This window comes from Stenotrophomonas sp. YIM B13575 (assembly GCF_042787595.1).
Lineage (GTDB): Bacteria > Pseudomonadota > Gammaproteobacteria > Xanthomonadales > Xanthomonadaceae > Stenotrophomonas > Stenotrophomonas lactitubi_B.
Genome location: NZ_JBHZOP010000150.1, coordinates 1 through 16,071 on the forward strand (window position 1 = coordinate 1; position 16,071 = coordinate 16,071).

The 16,071-nt window shown below is 66.7% G+C and carries 16 protein-coding genes; 12 read left to right on the top strand and 4 right to left on the bottom strand.

Annotation, left to right across the window (positions count from 1 at the left end; translation table 11 throughout):
- Positions 1 to 12: 12 nt before the first annotated feature.
- Complete coding sequence (locus ACFX4F_RS19135) at positions 13 to 858, bottom strand: oxidoreductase (protein WP_380657846.1); 846 nt, start codon at positions 856 to 858, stop codon at positions 13 to 15.
- 101 nt (positions 859 to 959) lie between these two features.
- Between ACFX4F_RS19135 and ACFX4F_RS19140 the strand changes: the two genes are divergently transcribed.
- From ACFX4F_RS19140 to ACFX4F_RS19150, 3 genes are all read left to right on the top strand, one after another.
- On the top strand, positions 960 to 1,913 hold the full coding sequence (locus ACFX4F_RS19140) for an AraC family transcriptional regulator N-terminal domain-containing protein (protein WP_380657848.1): 954 nt from the start codon (positions 960 to 962) through the stop codon (positions 1,911 to 1,913).
- A 127-nt stretch (positions 1,914 to 2,040) separates the two neighbouring features.
- On the top strand, positions 2,041 to 2,628 hold the full coding sequence (locus tag ACFX4F_RS19145) for a TetR/AcrR family transcriptional regulator (RefSeq protein ID WP_380657850.1): 588 nt from the start codon (positions 2,041 to 2,043) through the stop codon (positions 2,626 to 2,628).
- A 90-nt stretch (positions 2,629 to 2,718) separates the two neighbouring features.
- Positions 2,719 to 3,222: a hypothetical protein gene (locus ACFX4F_RS19150; RefSeq protein ID WP_380657852.1), complete on the top strand. Its 504-nt coding sequence runs from the start codon at positions 2,719 to 2,721 to the stop codon at positions 3,220 to 3,222.
- 108 nt (positions 3,223 to 3,330) lie between these two features.
- On the opposite strand, the gene ACFX4F_RS19155 is transcribed toward ACFX4F_RS19150, so the two are convergent.
- From ACFX4F_RS19155 to ftrA, 3 genes are all read right to left on the bottom strand, one after another.
- Positions 3,331 to 3,615, bottom strand: coding sequence for a type II toxin-antitoxin system RelE/ParE family toxin (locus ACFX4F_RS19155; RefSeq protein WP_380657854.1), 285 nt, complete (start codon positions 3,613 to 3,615; stop codon positions 3,331 to 3,333).
- The gene (locus ACFX4F_RS19160; protein ID WP_380657856.1) at positions 3,612 to 3,896 is read right to left on the bottom strand and encodes a CopG family ribbon-helix-helix protein; all 285 of its coding nucleotides are present in this window, start codon (positions 3,894 to 3,896) and stop codon (positions 3,612 to 3,614) included. Before ACFX4F_RS19160 ends, ACFX4F_RS19155 begins: the two co-directional genes overlap by 4 nt.
- 179 nt (positions 3,897 to 4,075) lie before the next feature.
- Positions 4,076 to 5,077 (bottom strand): transcriptional regulator FtrA, encoded by a 1,002-nt coding sequence (gene ftrA, locus ACFX4F_RS19165; RefSeq protein ID WP_100552342.1) that lies wholly within the window; start codon positions 5,075 to 5,077, stop codon positions 4,076 to 4,078.
- A gap of 340 nt (positions 5,078 to 5,417) precedes the next feature.
- Here ftrA and ACFX4F_RS19170 point away from each other — a divergent pair, with 340 nt between their 5' ends.
- The 9 genes from ACFX4F_RS19170 (at position 5,418) to ACFX4F_RS19210 (ending at position 16,059) form a co-directional block, all read left to right on the top strand.
- Positions 5,418 to 7,994, top strand: coding sequence for a TonB-dependent receptor plug domain-containing protein (locus tag ACFX4F_RS19170; RefSeq protein WP_380657858.1), 2,577 nt, complete (start codon positions 5,418 to 5,420; stop codon positions 7,992 to 7,994).
- A gap of 52 nt (positions 7,995 to 8,046) precedes the next feature.
- On the top strand, positions 8,047 to 8,628 hold the full coding sequence (msuE, locus tag ACFX4F_RS19175; RefSeq protein WP_380657860.1) for an FMN reductase: 582 nt from the start codon (positions 8,047 to 8,049) through the stop codon (positions 8,626 to 8,628).
- A 3-nt stretch (positions 8,629 to 8,631) separates the two neighbouring features.
- Complete coding sequence (locus tag ACFX4F_RS19180) at positions 8,632 to 9,657, top strand: LLM class flavin-dependent oxidoreductase (protein ID WP_380657862.1); 1,026 nt, start codon at positions 8,632 to 8,634, stop codon at positions 9,655 to 9,657.
- A 166-nt stretch (positions 9,658 to 9,823) separates the two neighbouring features.
- On the top strand, positions 9,824 to 10,186 hold the full coding sequence (locus ACFX4F_RS19185; RefSeq protein WP_089240600.1) for a DUF3088 family protein: 363 nt from the start codon (positions 9,824 to 9,826) through the stop codon (positions 10,184 to 10,186).
- Between the two features lie 14 nt (positions 10,187 to 10,200).
- Complete coding sequence (locus tag ACFX4F_RS19190; RefSeq protein WP_380657865.1) at positions 10,201 to 11,178, top strand: LLM class flavin-dependent oxidoreductase; 978 nt, start codon at positions 10,201 to 10,203, stop codon at positions 11,176 to 11,178.
- A gap of 16 nt (positions 11,179 to 11,194) precedes the next feature.
- On the top strand, positions 11,195 to 12,538 hold the full coding sequence (locus ACFX4F_RS19195; protein WP_380657867.1) for an LLM class flavin-dependent oxidoreductase: 1,344 nt from the start codon (positions 11,195 to 11,197) through the stop codon (positions 12,536 to 12,538).
- Between the two features lie 4 nt (positions 12,539 to 12,542).
- The gene (locus ACFX4F_RS19200; protein WP_380657869.1) at positions 12,543 to 13,763 is read left to right on the top strand and encodes a M20 aminoacylase family protein; all 1,221 of its coding nucleotides are present in this window, start codon (positions 12,543 to 12,545) and stop codon (positions 13,761 to 13,763) included.
- The gene (locus ACFX4F_RS19205) at positions 13,760 to 14,320 is read left to right on the top strand and encodes a GNAT family N-acetyltransferase (RefSeq protein WP_380657871.1); all 561 of its coding nucleotides are present in this window, start codon (positions 13,760 to 13,762) and stop codon (positions 14,318 to 14,320) included. The genes ACFX4F_RS19200 and ACFX4F_RS19205 overlap by 4 nt, the downstream gene beginning before the upstream one ends.
- Positions 14,317 to 16,059: an amino acid ABC transporter permease/ATP-binding protein gene (locus tag ACFX4F_RS19210; RefSeq protein WP_380657873.1), complete on the top strand. Its 1,743-nt coding sequence runs from the start codon at positions 14,317 to 14,319 to the stop codon at positions 16,057 to 16,059. The genes ACFX4F_RS19205 and ACFX4F_RS19210 overlap by 4 nt, the downstream gene beginning before the upstream one ends.
- The last annotated feature ends 12 nt before the right edge of the window (positions 16,060 to 16,071 follow it).

A 16,071-nucleotide genomic window follows, 5' to 3' on the forward strand; every position in this document is an offset into this window, starting at 1 on the left:
CCGCCCCCCCCGCTACCGCAACGCTGCGCCATCGGTTGAGCGGCTGAGGTATTCCCAGGTGTCGATGCTGTCAGCCATCGATGCCAGCTTTGCCCGCACCAGCTGCACTGCATCGCTGCCCAACAGAAGATGGCTGGGCGGTGCATCGCTGTCGATCACCTGCAGCATGGCCTGCGCGGCCTTGATCGGGTCGCCCAGCTGATGGCCGCTCTTTTCCTCGCGTGCGCGGCGGATCGGGTCGAACAGCGCGTCGTAGTCGCCGATGCTGCGCGAGGCCCTTACCATCGAACGACCGGCCCAATCGGTGCGGAACGAACCCGGCGCGATAGCGGTCACGTGGATGCCGAACGGCGCGACTTCCTTGCCCAGCACTTCGCTGATGCCTTCCAGCGCGAACTTGCTGCCGCAGTACCAGGCGATGCCAGGCAGGGTGATGAAGCCGCCCATGGAGGTGATGTTGAGGATGTGGCCGCGACGGCGCGCGCGCATGTGAGGCAGCACGGCCTTGATCAGCGCGGCGGGGCCGAAGACGTTCACTTCGAACTGATGGCGCAGCTCGTCCAGCGTGGATTCTTCGAGGATGCCTTCGTGGCCGTAGCCGGCGTTGTTGACCAGCACGTCGATGGCGCCGATGTCGGCTTCGACGGTGGCCACCAGTGCATCGATGGCGGCGGCATCGGTGACGTCCAGCAGGCGGCCGAAGGCGCGGCCCGGCGCGAGGGCTTCGAGATCCTGACGGGCGGTTTCGCTGCGCACGGTGCCGACCACGCGATGGCCGGCCAGCAGCGCTTGCTGTGCGAGGGCGCGGCCGAAGCCGCTGCCGACGCCGGTGATGAGGAGGAGGCGGGGTACGGTCATGGACGAGAGCTCTTGGCTGGGGTCTTGCACGTTAGTGGTTGAGTGCGGGGCAGCCCAGGCCTAAGATTCGGCGGTTCTTGCCTATTCCTATGGGGCGCCCGATGCGATTGACCGATGACCCGCTGCAGCATCCGGCGCAGGCGCGCATGGTCGGCCTGTTGCAGGCGCTGGCGGTGGATGAGGGCTACACGCTGACGGCAGTGCCCGGTGTGCGGCTGCTGCGCTCGAACCGGCCATTGGCGCGCACGCCGGTGCTGTACGACCCGGGCATCGTGATCGTCTGCCAGGGCGTGAAGCGCGGCTATCTGGGCGGGCAGGTCTACCAGTACGACGCGCAGCACTACCTGGCGGTGTCGGTGCCGGTGCCGTTCACCATGGAAACCGAAGCCACGGCGGAGGCGCCGCTGCTGGCGATCTACCTGCATCTGGACCTGCAACTGGCGGCGGATCTGCTGATTGAACTGGGGGAGCGCGCCGCCAGCAGCGAAGTGCCGGCACAGAGCATGATGTCCAGCCCGATGCAGGGCGCGATGCAGGCCACGGTGCTGCGCCTGCTGGAGGCGCTGGGCGATCCGTTGGAGGCAAACGTGCTGGGGCCCTCGCTGGTGCGCGAGCTGTATTTCCGGGTGCTGACCGGCGCACAGGGTGGGGCGATGCGCGAGGCGCTGGCCATGCGCGGGCGCTTCGGCCGCATCGGCAAAGTGCTGCGGCATATCCATGCGGCCTATTCGACGGCGCTGGATGTTGATGTGCTGGCAGCGCAGGCGGAGATGAGCGTGGCCACGTTCCATGATCACTTCCGCAGCATTACCGGCACCTCGCCGATGCAGTACGTGAAGTCCACGCGGCTGCACCAGGCGCGGCTGTTGATGCTGCGGCAGGGCATGACGGCCGAGGCGGCATCGCTGGCGGTGGGGTACGCCAGCCCGTCGCAGTTCAATCGGGAGTTCAAGCGCCTGTTCGGGTTGCCGCCGGCGGCCGAGGTGGCGCGCATGCGGCGAAGTTTTGCGTTGCCGCCGGCGTCGGCCGATGCGGTGTATGTGTCTTCGCATTGACCGCTGCGCTCGCCGGGCATGGACCGGCGCTACCAGGGAAGCCCGTGTCAGGTAGCGCCGGGCCATGCCTGGCGAGCGCAGCGGAGGGCGGTTGACATTGAGTGTACCTACTAGTAGGTTTGCGCTCATGAAAGAGTCACTCTCCCCCAAGGCCCACGAGATCCTGGCCCAGGCCCGTTCGCTGCTCGAAGCCGGTGGCTACAACGGTTTCAGCTATGCCGACGTGTCCGCGCGAGTGAACATCAGCAAGGCCAGCATCCACCACCATTTCCCCAGCAAGGCCGACCTCGTGCGCACGGTGGTGGAGCTGTACCGGGCGGAGGCACGCGAGGGCCTGGCGCTGCTGGACCGGCAGCTGGGCGATCCGTTGCAGGAGCTCAATGCGTACGTGGACTACTGGTCGGCCTGCATTGCCGGTGGCACGGCGTCGTTCTGCATCTGCGCGATGCTGGCCGCCGAGATGCCGATGATTCCGCTGGAAGTTGCCGACGAAGTGCGCGGGCACTTCGAGGATCTGACCAGCTGGCTGACCAGGACGCTGGAGAAGGGTGTAGCCCGCGGCCAGCTGCGCCTGCAGGGCACGCCTGCCGACGAGGCGAAGGCCTTCATGGCGTCGGTGCATGGCGCGATGCTGGCGGCGCGCGGTTTTGGTGATGCAGCGACGTTCGCGGCGCTGGCACGGTTGTCGATTGCCCGGGTGAGCGCGGCGGTCTGAGTGATTCCCGGAAGGCCTGCGCGAAGCGGGTCTTCTTTTTGTCCATAGAATCGACCTACTAGTAGGTTCATAACTCCAGCAGAGGTTGCCATGAGTCATCCGCTTTCTCCCCTGGGCGTCGTGCACACCGCGATCAGCCTGATTCCCATCGCCGCCGGCGTTTACGGATTCATCCGCCATCGCGCCATTGATCCGGCTACGCGCGCGGGCAAGCTCTATCTGCTGGGATTGGTGCTGTCGGTGGTGACGTCGTTCACCGTCTCCAGCACCGGCGGCCTCAATCCAGGCCATGCGTTTGGTGTGGTGATCCTGCTGATTGCATTCGGTGGCGTGCTGGCGGCGCGGCTGCGGTTCCTTGGCCGGTTGGCGCCTTATCTGTCGACGTTCGCGCTGTCTTTTAGCTTCCTGCTGTCGCTGGTGCCGGGCGTGAATGAAACGCTGACGCGGTTGCCGGTGGCGCATCCGATTGCGGCCGCGCCGCTGGCGCCGGTGATCCTGCAGACGTTGCTGGGGTGTGCGGCGGTGTTTGCGATCGGCTTCGTGGCGCAGTGCTGGCGGATACATGCACGGCAGCGGGTAGCGTCAAGCCGTTGAGTTCGTTCCTGTGCAGACCTTCAGATTGGCGGTTTCCGTTGGCCTGTCCACAAGAAGGTTCACCCGCTGTGGCAAGCAGGTCCAACTTTTCCGTCAATGCGGGGGGAATCAGTCGCGCTCCGCATGGGCACGTGCGGTGTGCAGCAGGCGAAGCACCCGCACCTGCGTATCGACGATGTCGTATACAAGAATGTAATTGGAATGAAGCACCCATTCACGGGTATTTGCTACCCGGCCATTCCTGCCGATGTTGGGATGTTCGCCGAGCCGGCTGGACTTTTGGCCGAACAACGTGTCCAGCGCCAAGGCGGCAGCCGGATTATCCGCTTCGATGAATGCATAGATTGACTCGCGATCCTCGATTGCCTGCGTTGTCCAGAGCAGTTCTTTCACCTCGATTTTTCGAGCCTGCGCTTGGTCGCCGCTCGGCGTGCGGCAAATCTGGCCTCAACCTCGGCTGCGGGTATCAGGTGCCCGGCATCTGCGGCCTCCAATCCGACCTGAACCTGCTCGCGGATGCGCGCTTCCTGCTCGCTGTCCTCCTGTTGCTGCACAAAGGCGCGCATGAAATCACGCAGTAGTTGCGCACTGGTGCGGTCCCGGGCCTTTGCGGCATTGCCGAAGGCTTCCTTCAGTGATTCGTCCACACGGAATGTGAAAGTTGCTTCGTTCACGGCGTTGTCTTCATGTGTTACATGGTATGTACACCGTAGCACGGCTGATCCTTTGGACCATGAACGGCTGCGGGCACGGCCCGCCGAGGACTTCTGCTCGAATCGGATTGCTCGAACCCGAGGCTACAGCGCCTGCAGCGCTCACGCGAGGCTGTAAGCGTCAAGCGCTTCCGGCCCTATCAACACCCCACCAGCCGGTCGGCGCTGATGCCACTGCGATGCTGGTTGCGGTATTCGATGGGGCTGGCATCGACCATGCCGCGGAAGTGCCGACGGAACGATTCCTGCGAACCAAAGCCCGCCTGTTCGGCCACCCATTGCAGTGGCCGATCGGTGGTTTCCAGCAGTTCGCGGGCATAGGCCACGCGCTCGCGGATGAGCCAGTCGATGGGCGACAGGCCGGTGGCTTCGAGGAACTGCCGCTGCAGGGTGCGCTGGCTCAGCGCGGCCTGTTCGGCGAGGCTGCCCAGTGAATGCGGTTCGCGCAGATTGCGCCGCATCCATTCCATCAGTTTCGCCAGCCGCGTGGGTTCGCCCAGCGGGATCGCGCGGCTGACGCGCTGGCTGCGTTCGGCATCGCGCCACGGCGCCAGCACCAGCCGCTCCGCTACGAGGTTGGCTACGCGTGCACCGTAATCCTTGCGCACCATGTGCAGCATCATGTCCATGCCGGTGGCCGACCCGGCTGAGGTGATGATGCTGCCGGCGTCCACATACAGCACGTCGTCGCGCACGTGGATGCGTGGGAATTCGCGGGCCAGCGTTTCGGTGAGCCGCCAGTGGGTGGTGGCTTGGCGACCATCGAGCAGACCAGCCCACGCGAGCACGAACGCGCCTGAGCAGATGGAAGTGATGCGTGCGCCGCGTGCATGGGCGCGGGTGAGGGCATCGAGCAGCGCCTGCGGCGGGCGCTCGCTGGGTTCGCGCCAGCCGGGAATGACGATGATGTCGGCGTCGTCGACCGCACTCAGATCGTAGGGCAGCTGTACCTGTGCGCTGCCGAGCATGCGCAGTGCACCGGGCTCGCCAGCGCAGAGCTGGGTGCGGTACCAGGCCACGCCCAGTTCGGGGCGGATGGGTGCGAACAGACCGACCGCGCAGCCGAATTCGAACAGGCCCTGGCCGTGGCAGGCCACGATGGCGACGGTGGGCGCGTTCGGTTCGGCAGGCAGGGTGGGCATGGCTTGATGCTACCGACGCAGGCACGTGTCGCTGAGTGGCGCGCGGGCATGAGGTGATGCCAGCGGGGTATATGGAGCGGTCGCTCACTTCTTGTAGAGCCGAGCCCACGCTCGGCTCAAAACCGGAAGGGGGGGATGCATTCTGACGCGGTCGCGAAGAGCAGCCGAGCGTGGGCTCGGCTCTACAGACAGTAGTGCACCGGCGCGGCTGCCTAACCTCATTACCAGCAGTCATGTGGCTGGCGCGATGTGACGGTCACATGACGCGATATCCGCTGTCGCGCGTTGGGCGCGGGCCCTTGAATGGAGGTGTGTCTCCGGCCCACCCCCACGAGCCCCCATGCCTGCTGCCCACATTCCTGCGCTGTCCACGCTCTCCCTGCTGATTGCGGCCGCCCTGGCCGCTGCCCCGGCGTATGCGGCTGATGCCGATGCACCGTCGGCGACCACTGCCACTTCCGCCAACCTTGCCGCGTCCACGCTGGACGCGGTGGTGGTGACCGGCTCGCGTACCAGTACGCGCACAGTGAAAAACAGCTCGACACCGATCGACGTGGTATCGGCTGAAGACCTGGCGGCTACCGGCCAGGCCAACCTGCTCGAAGCCCTGCAGCGCAGCCTGCCGTCGCTGAGCCAGATTGGCGGTTACCAGAGCGACCAGGAAAGCCTGATCCGCGGCTACCAGCTGCGCAACCTGTCGCCGGGCTACACGCTGGTGCTGGTGAACGGCAAGCGCCGCAACGCCAGCGCGTATGTGAGTGGCGCCAACGGTGGCGGCTACCCGGGCCACGCCTGGGCCGATCTGGCGCTGATTCCGGTATCGGCCATCGACCACGTAGAGGTGCTGCGTGACGGCGCTTCGGCCATCTACGGTTCGGACGCGATCACCGGAGTGATCAACGTGATCCTGAAATCGCAGGCGCACGGTGGCGATGTGTCGGTGGAGAGCGGGCAGAGCACCGATGGCGACGGCAGCCGCACCAGCGTGCGCGCCAACATCGGTCTGCCCTGGGGCGAGGATGGCTTCATCAACCTGTCCGGTGAGAGCACGCGCCAGCACCATGCGATCCGCACGCGTCGCTACATCGACGGCTACCTGAGCTATCCGGCGGTGGATGGCAACGGCAACCTGGTGGCGCTGCGGCCGAACAACCGGCTGCCGGCCGGGGCGGCGCCGAACCCGGCCGAGGCCGGACGCGATGCGGAGGCCAACATCATCCTCAGCTCACCGTCGTATGCGTTGAAGGCCTTCGCGGTGAACGTGGGCCATGGGCTGGGCGAGAACGCGCAGTTCTACGCCAATGCGACCGCCAGTGACCGTACCGCGCAGGCGATCCAGAACTTCCGGCTGCCGGCGACGATCTTCACCACTTACCGGGCGCCGGGCGTGCTGAGCGTGTTTCCCGACGGCTTCCTGCCGGTGCTGGAAACCAAGGAGAAGCAGTACACCGGCACGGCCGGGGTGAAGGGCCAGGTTGCGGGCTGGGACTACGACGTCAGCCTGACCGGCAACCGCAACACGGTGCGTACCTACACCCGCAATTCGGTGAACTATTCGCTGCCATATCCCGGCTCACTCACCGACTTCTACGACGGCAAGCTGGACTACCAACAGGGCATCGCCAACCTCGACCTACGTCGCAGCTTCGAGGTGGCGGCCTTCGCATCGCCGCTGGAAGTAAGTGCGGGTGCCGAGTACCAGCACGAGCAGTACGAACGCGGGGCAGGGCAGTGGGAGTCCTACACCGGCTTCGGTGCCGCTGCGTTCGTGGGCTATTCGACCGCCGATGCGGTGAAGGCCACCCGCAACAGCAAGGCGGTATACGCAGGTGCGGCGACCAACATCACCTCGCGCTGGTACCTGGATGCGGCCGCGCGCTGGGAAGACCATTCCGACTTCGGCACGGTGTCGACCGGTCGGTTGACCACACGCTTCGACTTCACCGATGCGCTGGGTGTACGCGCCACGGTCAGCAATGGCTTCCACGCGCCGAGCCTGGGCGCGCAGTTCTACCAGGCCACCGGCAGCTGCCCGTGCGGTACCACGCTGGTGGCGCAGGTCGCTTCGCCGGCAGCAGTGGCGCTGGGCGCTACGCCGCTGAAGCCGGAGAAGGCCACCAACTACAGCCTCGGCGTGACCTGGGACCCGAGCCCGGCCTTCCATCTGGCGGTGGATGCGTACCAGATCGACATCCGCGGCCAACTCGGCCAGTCCAGCCAGATCGGCTACAACGCGCAGGACCCGGCGCGGGTGACCGACAACAGCGGCACCGTGCTGACCGCTGCGCAGAAGAACACGATTGATGCGCTGCTGGGTACGGCCGGCATCAGCATCCTGCCCGGTGATGCGTTCTACGCCAGCTATTTCACCAACGTGGGCGACACCCGCACGCGCGGTGTGGAGCTGACCCTGGAAGCGAACCAGGAAACACAGTGGGGCAAGCTGCGCTGGACCTACGCGGCCAACGTGGGCCGCACCACCATCCAGAAGGTGAGCGCGATTCCGCAGGCGCTGCAGGGGCTGCCGAACATCAACCTGCTGACCAAGTCGAGTGAGTACGCGCTGCGCTTCCGCACGCCGTCGTACACGCAGGTGGCGGGGCTGGGCTGGCAGAACGGGCGCTGGCGCTCGAACGTGGACTTCACCTACTACGGACCGATCAAGCGCCTGAACAACGGCGTGGAGTACAAGCAGCCGCCGGTGCTGGTGACCAACCTGTCCGGTGGGGTGGAGCTGGGCGCGGGCTGGAGCGCGGCACTGGGCATCAACAACCTGTTCGACAAGCGCACCCGCAAGGTGCCCGCTTACGCACGCAGCGCCACCGATGTGGCCAGCATCGAGACCACCTGGGACAGCGGTGATGTGCTGAGCAACGTCGGGACGTTCTGGTACGGGCGCGTCAACTACCGGTTCTGAGGTTCATGCCACACGCAGCCGAGCGTGGCTCGGCGCTACATGGGAGCGTTTCATGTCATCTGCATTGAATGTGGTTGCGTTGATTGGTTCGCCGACGGCATCGGCCAACTCGCGCACGTTGCTGCTGGTGCGGCATCTGCTGGAAGAGCTGCGCGAGCGGGTCAACATCAGCGTGGAGCTAGTCGAGCTGGCGCCGATCGCGCGCTCGCTGGGGCAGGCGCTGCAGCGCAGTGAAGTGGAGCCGCAGGTGGAGCGCGCGCTGGCCACGATTGAATCGGCGCAGCTGCTGGTAGCGGCCACGCCGGTGTATCGCGGGTCCTATCCGGGCCTGTTCAAGCACCTGATCGACTTCATCGAACTGGACGCGCTGGTGGATACGCCGGTGCTGCTGGCCGCCACCGGTGGCAGCGAGCGCCACGCGCTGGTGATCGACCATCAGCTGCGGCCGCTTTTCAGCTTCCTGCAGGCGCATACGTTGCCGATCGGGGTGTATGCCACGCCGGCCGACTTCGACGGCGACCGCATCAACAGCGCTGCACTGCAGGCGCGCATCCAGCTGGCGGCCGAGCGTGCAGCGGGACACGTGGCGCCTCGGGCGGCGGCGCTGCCGGCGCCGCTGCGCAGGATCGCCTAGGACGTGGCGGTGCAGCTGCGGCACCTGGCGTTCCTCACGCCCGGAAGCTATCTGCCGGAACAACCGCGCGCGGGCCTGGACGCGACGTTGGCGTTGATCGCGTTTGCCGAACAGCTGGGCTATGACGGCGCGTGGGTGCGCCACCGCCACCTGGAACCGGGCATCAGCTCGGCAGCAGTGTTCCTGGCGGCGGCCAGCCAGCACACCACCCGCATCGAGCTGGGCAGTGCGGTGATCCAGCTGGGCTATGAAACACCTTTCCGCCTGGCCGAGGATCTGTCGTTGCTGGATGCGCTGGCCGGTGGCCGGCTGCAGGTGGGCGTCAGTACCGGCGCGCCGCCACACGGGGAACTGGTTGGGTCCTTGCTGTACGACAGCGACCCCGCGCACATCGACTTTTCCCATGGCCGGGTGGCGCGGTTGCTGGAAGCACTGCGGGGTGAGCCGTTGGGTGCCGCCGATGCCGAGGTTGGCAATGCTGCCACTCGCTATCGTCCGCGACTGCAGCCGCATGCACCGGGGCTGGTGGACCGGGTCTGGTATGGCGCTGGCTCTCTGCAGTCGGCGCGTTCGGCGGGTGAGCAGGGGCTGCATCTGCTGCTGGGCAACGTCAACCGCGCCGAGCTGAGTGATGACTTCTTCGTCGCCCAGCTACAGCACCTGCAGGCCTATCGCGCGGCATTGCCGTTGGGCAGCCCGCGCCGCGTGGCGGTGGGGCGTGTGCTGGTGCCCACCGATGGTGTGGATGCGGCCACGCGCCGGCGGATCGACGTCTTCAGTGCGCAGCGGCATGCGCGCACCCTGGCGCCGCAAGGGCCACGCCGCACCATGTTCGCGCCCGACGTGGTCGGCAGCACGGCACAGATCATCGCGCGGTTGCAGGCCGATCCGCTGCTGCAGCAGGTGGACGAGCTTCGCGTGGAGCTGCCCTATGAGCTGCCCGAGCAGGACTACCGGCGCATCCTCACCACGGTGATCGAGGACATCGCGCCGGCGCTGGGTTGGCGCGCGCCCGCGCAAGCGGCGTGACGTTACCAGCGTCCATAACGGCCAGCAGTCTGCTTATTGCCAACCTGCATCTGCATGGCCGGATCCGACCGTGGATTGTCGAGTTCTGGCGCTGGCATGCAGCCTTCCTTCTCTAGCATCGATATCGAAGCGGCAGTGCATTGCCGGCCCCTACGAGGACGATTCCGTGGCTGTAGACGCAACCCACAAACCCATCCTGTTCCTGCTGGACCGCGAGTTCGAGGACGGCCAGTTGCCCGGACAACGCTTCTTCTGCCGGCACAGCCTGCTGCTGGAAGGGGCGCTGTCGAGCATCGACGGCCTGGACGCGCAACTTGACGTGCGCCGCATCGGCTTCAGCCGGCCGCGCCGCGAGGTGATCGCCGAGATCGGTGAGCAGGACCAGTCGCTGCCGAAACTGGTGCTGCCGCAGGGCGTGGTCAATGAACACGCCAGCGGTGAGTACCAGCAGCGCCAGTACATCTCCGGTGCCGAGCCGATCCTGGCGGCACTGAACGGCCTGCTGGGCATTCCCGTGGCCCATCCCTGAGCGAGGACGTGACGATGAGCTACCTCACCAGCGTGTTGGACAAGAGCCCGGTGGCCGACGGCAGCACGCCGGAACAGGCGCTGCGCAACAGCCTGCAACTGGCGCAGCGTGCCGAGCAGCTGGGCTATCACCGTTACTGGTTTGCCGAGCACCACGCAGCGCCAACGCTGGCCAGCCCGGCACCGGAAGTGCTGGCGGCGTGGGTGCTGGCGCAGACCCGGCGCATCCGCATCGGCAGTGGCGGGGTGATGCTGCGCCACTACGCACCGTACAAGGTGGCCGAGAACTTCAATCTGCTGGCCGCATTGGCGCCAGGACGGGTGGATCTGGGCGTGGGCAAGGCACCGGGCGGTCTGCCGGCGTCGACTGCCGCACTGGCTGCCGGTCGCCCGGCATTCGCCGATTTCGACCAGCAGCTGCGCGACCTGGAAGGCTATCTGTCCGATGCGCAGGCGGATGCGCAGGCGCGGCCGATTCCACAGACGGCGCCGGAGCGCTTCCTGCTGGGTGCCAGCCCGCAGAGCGCCCGGCAGGCTGCGGAGCTGGGCTGGCGCTTCGTGTACGCCGCGCACTTCGACGGTGAACCGAAGCACATTGAAGCCGCCTTCGAGGCGTATCGCACGGTGTCCACGCATGCCCCGTTGCTGGCAACGGTGGCCTTCGCCGCGCCCACCAGCGAGGCCGCTGCGCGCCATATCGGCGCGCTGCGGGTCTACAAGCTGCACCTGGGCCCTGGACAGACGGTGAACCTGCCCAGCCCCGAGGCCGCTGCGGAGTACGCACGGCAGGTGGGTGTCACTGACTTCCGCGTCGAAGAAACACGCCCCAGCGTGCTCTCTGGCGACGCGCAGCACGTACGCAGCGAGCTGGATGCGCTGCACCGGCGCTTCGGCGTGGGTGAATTCATCCTCGACGCGCCGGTGGCCGACCTCGACGCACGCCTGACGTCCCTTGAACTGCTGTCGCCCGCACCCCGCGCGGCGGTGGCCTGACTGCTGGAGCGACCCCATGAGCACAACCCCGCGTCCCATCCCGTTCGGCATCATGCTGCAGGGCCCCGGCAGCCACATGCATGCCTGGAAGCATCCGTCCAACGCGCCTGATGCCAGCGTCAACCTGGGCTATTACATCGATATCGCGCGTACCGCCGAGGACAACGGTATCGCCTTCGGCTTCGTTGCTGACGGCCTGTACATCAACGAGAAGTCGATCCCGCATTTCCTCAACCGGTTCGAGCCGATCTCGCTGCTGTCGGCGCTGGCGACGGCAACGAAGAAGATCGGCCTGGCCGGCACGCTGTCCACCTCGTACAGCGATCCGTTCACCGTGGCCCGCCAGTTTGCGTCGTTGGATCTGCTCAGTGGTGGCCGTGCCGGTTGGAACGTGGTGACCTCGCCGCTGGAAGGCTCGGGCCGCAACTACGGCCGCCCGCATCCGGAGCACGCGCTGCGCTACCAGATTGCCGATGAGTACCTTGACGTGGTGCAGGGTCTTTGGGATTCGTGGGATGACGATGCGTTCGTGCGCGACCGCGACAGCGGCACGTTCTTCGCACCGGAGAAGTTCCGTCGCCTCGACCACAAGGGCCGCTTCTTCCAGGTGGAAGGTCCGCTCAACATCCAGCGCTCACTGCAGGGGCAGCCGGTGATCTTCCAGGCCGGTTCGTCCGACGACGGCATTGCGCTGGCCGGCAAGTACGCCGATGCGGTGTTCACCCATGCGCCGTCGCTGGAGGAGACCCGTGCGTTCACCCAGAAGGTGAAGAACTCCGCGATCGCCCATGGCCGCAGCGCAGGTGACGTCAAGATCTTCCCGGGCATCGGCCCGATCGTTGGCCGTACGGCGGAAGAAGCCGAGGCCAAGTACCAGGCGATTGCTGCGCTGGCCGGGCTGGATGATGCATTGGCGTATCTCGGCCGCTTCTTCGACCACCACGACTTCAGCCAGTACGACCCGGACGCGCTGTTCCCGGAGCTGGGCGATATCGGTGCCAATTCCTTCCGCTCCACCACCGACCGCATCAAGCAGGACGCGCGTGAGCAGGGCCTGAGCCTGCGCCAGGTTGCACTGCAGGCGGTCAGCCCGCGGCCGAACTTCATTGGTACGCCGGAGCATGTGGCCGACGAACTGATCCGCTGGTTCGATGCCGGCGCCAGCGATGGCTTCATCCTCGGCTTCGCCGCGCAGCGCGAAGGCCTGGATGATTTCGTGACCCTGGTGCTGCCGCTGCTGGAAGCGCGCGGCTATCACCGCAGCGAGCTCGAAGGACAGACCCTGCGCGACCACCTGGGCCTGCCACGCAAGGCAAGCCGGTATGCGACCGACGCCGAGCCGGCGCGAAAGGTGGGATAAGGCGATGAGCGGAGATACCTCGGTAGCGCCGGGCCATGCCCGGAGGAATTCGCCGGCAACGGGCGTACTGCCCGAGATCGCGGCACGTGCCGACGAGGCCATCGCGATCCGCCATGACCTGCACCAGCACCCGGAACTGGCCTTCGAAGAACACCGCACCAGTGCCCGCGTGGCGGAACTGCTGCAGCAATGGGGCTACGCGGTCAGCACCGGCATCGGTGGCACCGGCGTGGTCGGTACGCTGCAGCGGGGGCAGGGCAGTCGCCGGTTAGGCCTGCGCGCCGACATCGATGCGCTGCCGATCCATGAAGAATCCGGGCTGGCCTATGCCAGCCAGCGCGAAGGCCTGATGCACGCCTGCGGCCACGATGGCCACACCGCCATCCTGCTCTCGGCCGCCCACTACCTGGCGCATCACGGGCGATTCGACGGCACGTTGCAGCTGGTGTTCCAGCCGGCCGAGGAAACCGGGTCGGGTGCTTCGAAGATGATCGCCGATGGCCTGTTCGAACGCTTCCCGGTCGATGCCATCTATGGCCTGCACAACTGGCCGGGCGTTCCAGTAGGGCACTTCGGCTTCGTCGACGGACCGGCGATGGCGTCGGTGGACTGGGCGCGGCTGCGGGTGATCGGCAAGGGCGGCCACGGCGCCGAGCCGCAGGGCAGCATCGACCCGATCCTGGCCGCTGCACACATCATCACCGCGCTGCAGAGCGTGGTCTCGCGCAATGTCGACCCGCGGCAGATGGGCGTGGTCACCGTCGGTTCGATCCACGGTGGGCAGGCCGCCAACGTGATTCCCGATGTGGTCGAGCTGAAGCTGACCGTGCGTGCGTACCTGCCGGCGGTGCGCGATACGCTGCGTCGGCGGGTGACCGACATTGCCGAACAGACCGCCGCTGCGTTTGGTGCGCGTGCCGAGATCGAATTCCCGCGCGGCTTCCCCAGCGTGATCAATCACCCGGAGCAGACCGCCTACATCCGCGAGGTGGCGGTGCAGGGCTTCGGCGCCGGGCAGGTGGTGGAGGCCTTCGCACCGCGTACCGCCAGCGAGGACTTCGCCTTCCTGCTGCAGGCGCGGCCGGGCAGTTTCGTGTTCGTCGGCAACGGTGACAGCGCGCCGCTGCACAGCCCGCGCTATGTGTTCAACGATGCGGCCATCGCACCCGCGGCCAGCCTGTGGGCGCGCCTGGCCGAGCACTACCTGGTGGAGGATGTGGCATGAGCGTGCGGTACGACAACGATCGCTTTCTGTACACCACGGTGGATGACCCGTTGGCGCGGCCGCTGTTTGACGGCCTGGAGCAGGAATACGACAACCGCTACGCGGACGTACGCCGGCGCATCGGCGGCAGCGCCCGCGAAGAGTTGCAGCGCTATCCTGCGGAGGCCTTCGCGGCCCCGGTGGGTGCGTTCGTGCTGCTGCTGCGCGACGGCGTAGCAATCTCAGGCGGCGCGTTCATGCCGCATCGCGATGAGGATACCGCCGAATTCAAGCGCATCTGGACGCTGCCCGGTCTGCGCAGGCAGGGCATCGCCCGTCGTGTACTGCAGGAACTGGAAGACCAGGCCGCGCGGCAGGGCTATCGGCGCGTGTTCCTGACCACTGGCTTCCGCCAGCCGGAGGCTGTCGGCCTGTACCTCAGCCATGGCTACACCGCGCTGTTCGACCTGGATGCTGACCCGGAAACCATCGCGCACCTGCCGTTCGAAAAACAGCTGGTGCGGCAGCCGCAGGTGGGCGTCACGTCCGCCATTGCGCTGCACGGAGCGGTGGCATGAGTACGCCATCCACCGCCATCGAGGGCATTCCCCGCCAGCCGGCCACGGCGCTGAAAATCGTGCCGGCGCGGCACCCGCTGCAGGTGATCGGTACGGTGCTGGCACTGGCGCTGATCCTGATCGGGCTGCAGTCGGTGCTGGGCAACCCGCGTTGGGGCTGGGGCACGTTCGCCGAATGGTTCTTCGCCCGCCCGGTACTGGAAGGGTTGGGACGGACCTTGCTGCTGACCGCGCTCGGTACCGGCCTCGGCTTCGCGCTGGGCACGCTGCTGGCCTTGGCCCGCGTCTCCGGTTCACCGCTGTTGTCGGCGGTGTCGTGGGGCTACGTGTGGCTGTTCCGTTCGATTCCGCTGCTGGTGCTGTTGCTGCTGCTGAACAACCTGGGCTACCTGTACAGCACCATCGAACTGGGCGTGCCGTTTACCACCATCAGCCTGTTCTCGTACCCGACCACGCAGTTGATCGGCGTGTTCACTGCGGCGGTGCTCGGCCTCACCTTGAACCAGGCGGCGTTCTCTGCGGAGGTGATCCGTGGCGGCATCCTCTCGGTCGACCACGGCCAGTACGAAGCGGCCGCAGCGCTGGGCCTGCCGCGCGGTCGGCAGGTACGCCGCATCATCCTGCCGCAGGCGATGCGTTCGATCCTGCCGGCGGCGTTCAATGATGTGATCGGGCTGGCCAAGAGCACCTCGGTGGTCTACGTGCTGGCGCTGCCGGAGCTGTTCTACACCGTGCAGGTGATCTACCGCCGCAACCTGGAGGTGGTGCCGCTGCTGATGGTGGCCACGGTCTGGTACCTGGTGATCCTGACGGTGCTGTCGCTGCTGCAACGGCGGGTGGAGCAGCGTTTCGCCCGCGGCCAGCTGCAGCATGAGCGCAACGTGTCGCGGGTACCGTCGACGCCACCGCGTCCCGTAGCGCCGCCCAGCGCACGCGTACCCAGCCGCGCGGCCTTTGCCGTGCCGATCGAGGCGGGGACGGGCGCTGCCGTTTCATTGCAGGGTGTGGGCAAGGCCTTCGGCGAGCAGACGGTGCTGGATGACGTGCACCTGGAACTGAAGGCGGGCAGCGTGACCGTGCTGATCGGTCCGTCCGGTGCCGGCAAGTCCACGCTGCTGCGGCTGATCAATCATCTTGAACGCGCTGACAGTGGCTTCGTCACCGTGGGCGGCCAGCTGATTGGCTACCGCCGCGACGGCGACACCCTGTACGAGCTGCCGGAAGGCGAGATCCGCCGTCGCCGCGCCGAAGTCGGCATGGTGTTCCAGGGCTTCAACCTGTTCCCGCACATGACCGCGCTGGAGAACATCATCGAAGCGCCCATCGCGGTACGCGGCATTTCGCGGGCACAGGCCGAGCAGCAGGCGCGCACGCTGCTGGAGCGCGTAGGGTTGGCCGACAAGGCCGATGCCTTCCCGCGCCAGCTGTCCGGAGGCCAACAGCAGCGCGTGGCCATTGCCCGCGCGCTGGCCCTGCAGCCGAAGGTGCTGCTGTTCGACGAGCCGACCTCCGCGCTGGACCCGGAGCTGGTGTCCGAAGTGCTGAGCGTGATCGAGGAGCTGGCCAGTTCCGGCACCACGCTGGTGATCGTCACCCACGAACTGGGCTTCGCCCGCCGCGTGGCCGACCACGTGGTGATGATGGACCAGGGCCGGGTGATCGAGCAGGGCACGCCGGACGCGCTGTTTGAACACCCGCGCCAGCAACGCACCGCCGATTTCCTGGCCAAGACCCTGTAACCCCTTCCGAGA

Excerpts from the sequence above, each read along its gene's own strand:
- ACFX4F_RS19205 (WP_380657871.1), top strand. The coding sequence starts at position 13,760 with ATGAGCGTGCGGTACGACAACGATCGCTTTCTGTACACCACGGTGGAT.
- ftrA (WP_100552342.1), bottom strand. The coding sequence starts at position 5,077 with ATGCCCACCCTGCCTGCCGAACCGAACGCGCCCACCGTCGCCATCGTG.
- ACFX4F_RS19140 (WP_380657848.1), top strand. The coding sequence starts at position 960 with ATGCGATTGACCGATGACCCGCTGCAGCATCCGGCGCAGGCGCGCATG.
- ACFX4F_RS19135 (WP_380657846.1), bottom strand. The coding sequence starts at position 858 with ATGACCGTACCCCGCCTCCTCCTCATCACCGGCGTCGGCAGCGGCTTC.
- ACFX4F_RS19195 (WP_380657867.1), top strand. The coding sequence starts at position 11,195 with ATGAGCACAACCCCGCGTCCCATCCCGTTCGGCATCATGCTGCAGGGC.
- ACFX4F_RS19150 (WP_380657852.1), top strand. The coding sequence starts at position 2,719 with ATGAGTCATCCGCTTTCTCCCCTGGGCGTCGTGCACACCGCGATCAGC.
- ACFX4F_RS19210 (WP_380657873.1), top strand. The coding sequence starts at position 14,317 with ATGAGTACGCCATCCACCGCCATCGAGGGCATTCCCCGCCAGCCGGCC.
- ACFX4F_RS19200 (WP_380657869.1), top strand. The coding sequence starts at position 12,543 with ATGAGCGGAGATACCTCGGTAGCGCCGGGCCATGCCCGGAGGAATTCG.
- ACFX4F_RS19190 (WP_380657865.1), top strand. The coding sequence starts at position 10,201 with ATGAGCTACCTCACCAGCGTGTTGGACAAGAGCCCGGTGGCCGACGGC.
- msuE (WP_380657860.1), top strand. The coding sequence starts at position 8,047 with ATGTCATCTGCATTGAATGTGGTTGCGTTGATTGGTTCGCCGACGGCA.
- ACFX4F_RS19145 (WP_380657850.1), top strand. The coding sequence starts at position 2,041 with ATGAAAGAGTCACTCTCCCCCAAGGCCCACGAGATCCTGGCCCAGGCC.
- ACFX4F_RS19170 (WP_380657858.1), top strand. The coding sequence starts at position 5,418 with ATGCCTGCTGCCCACATTCCTGCGCTGTCCACGCTCTCCCTGCTGATT.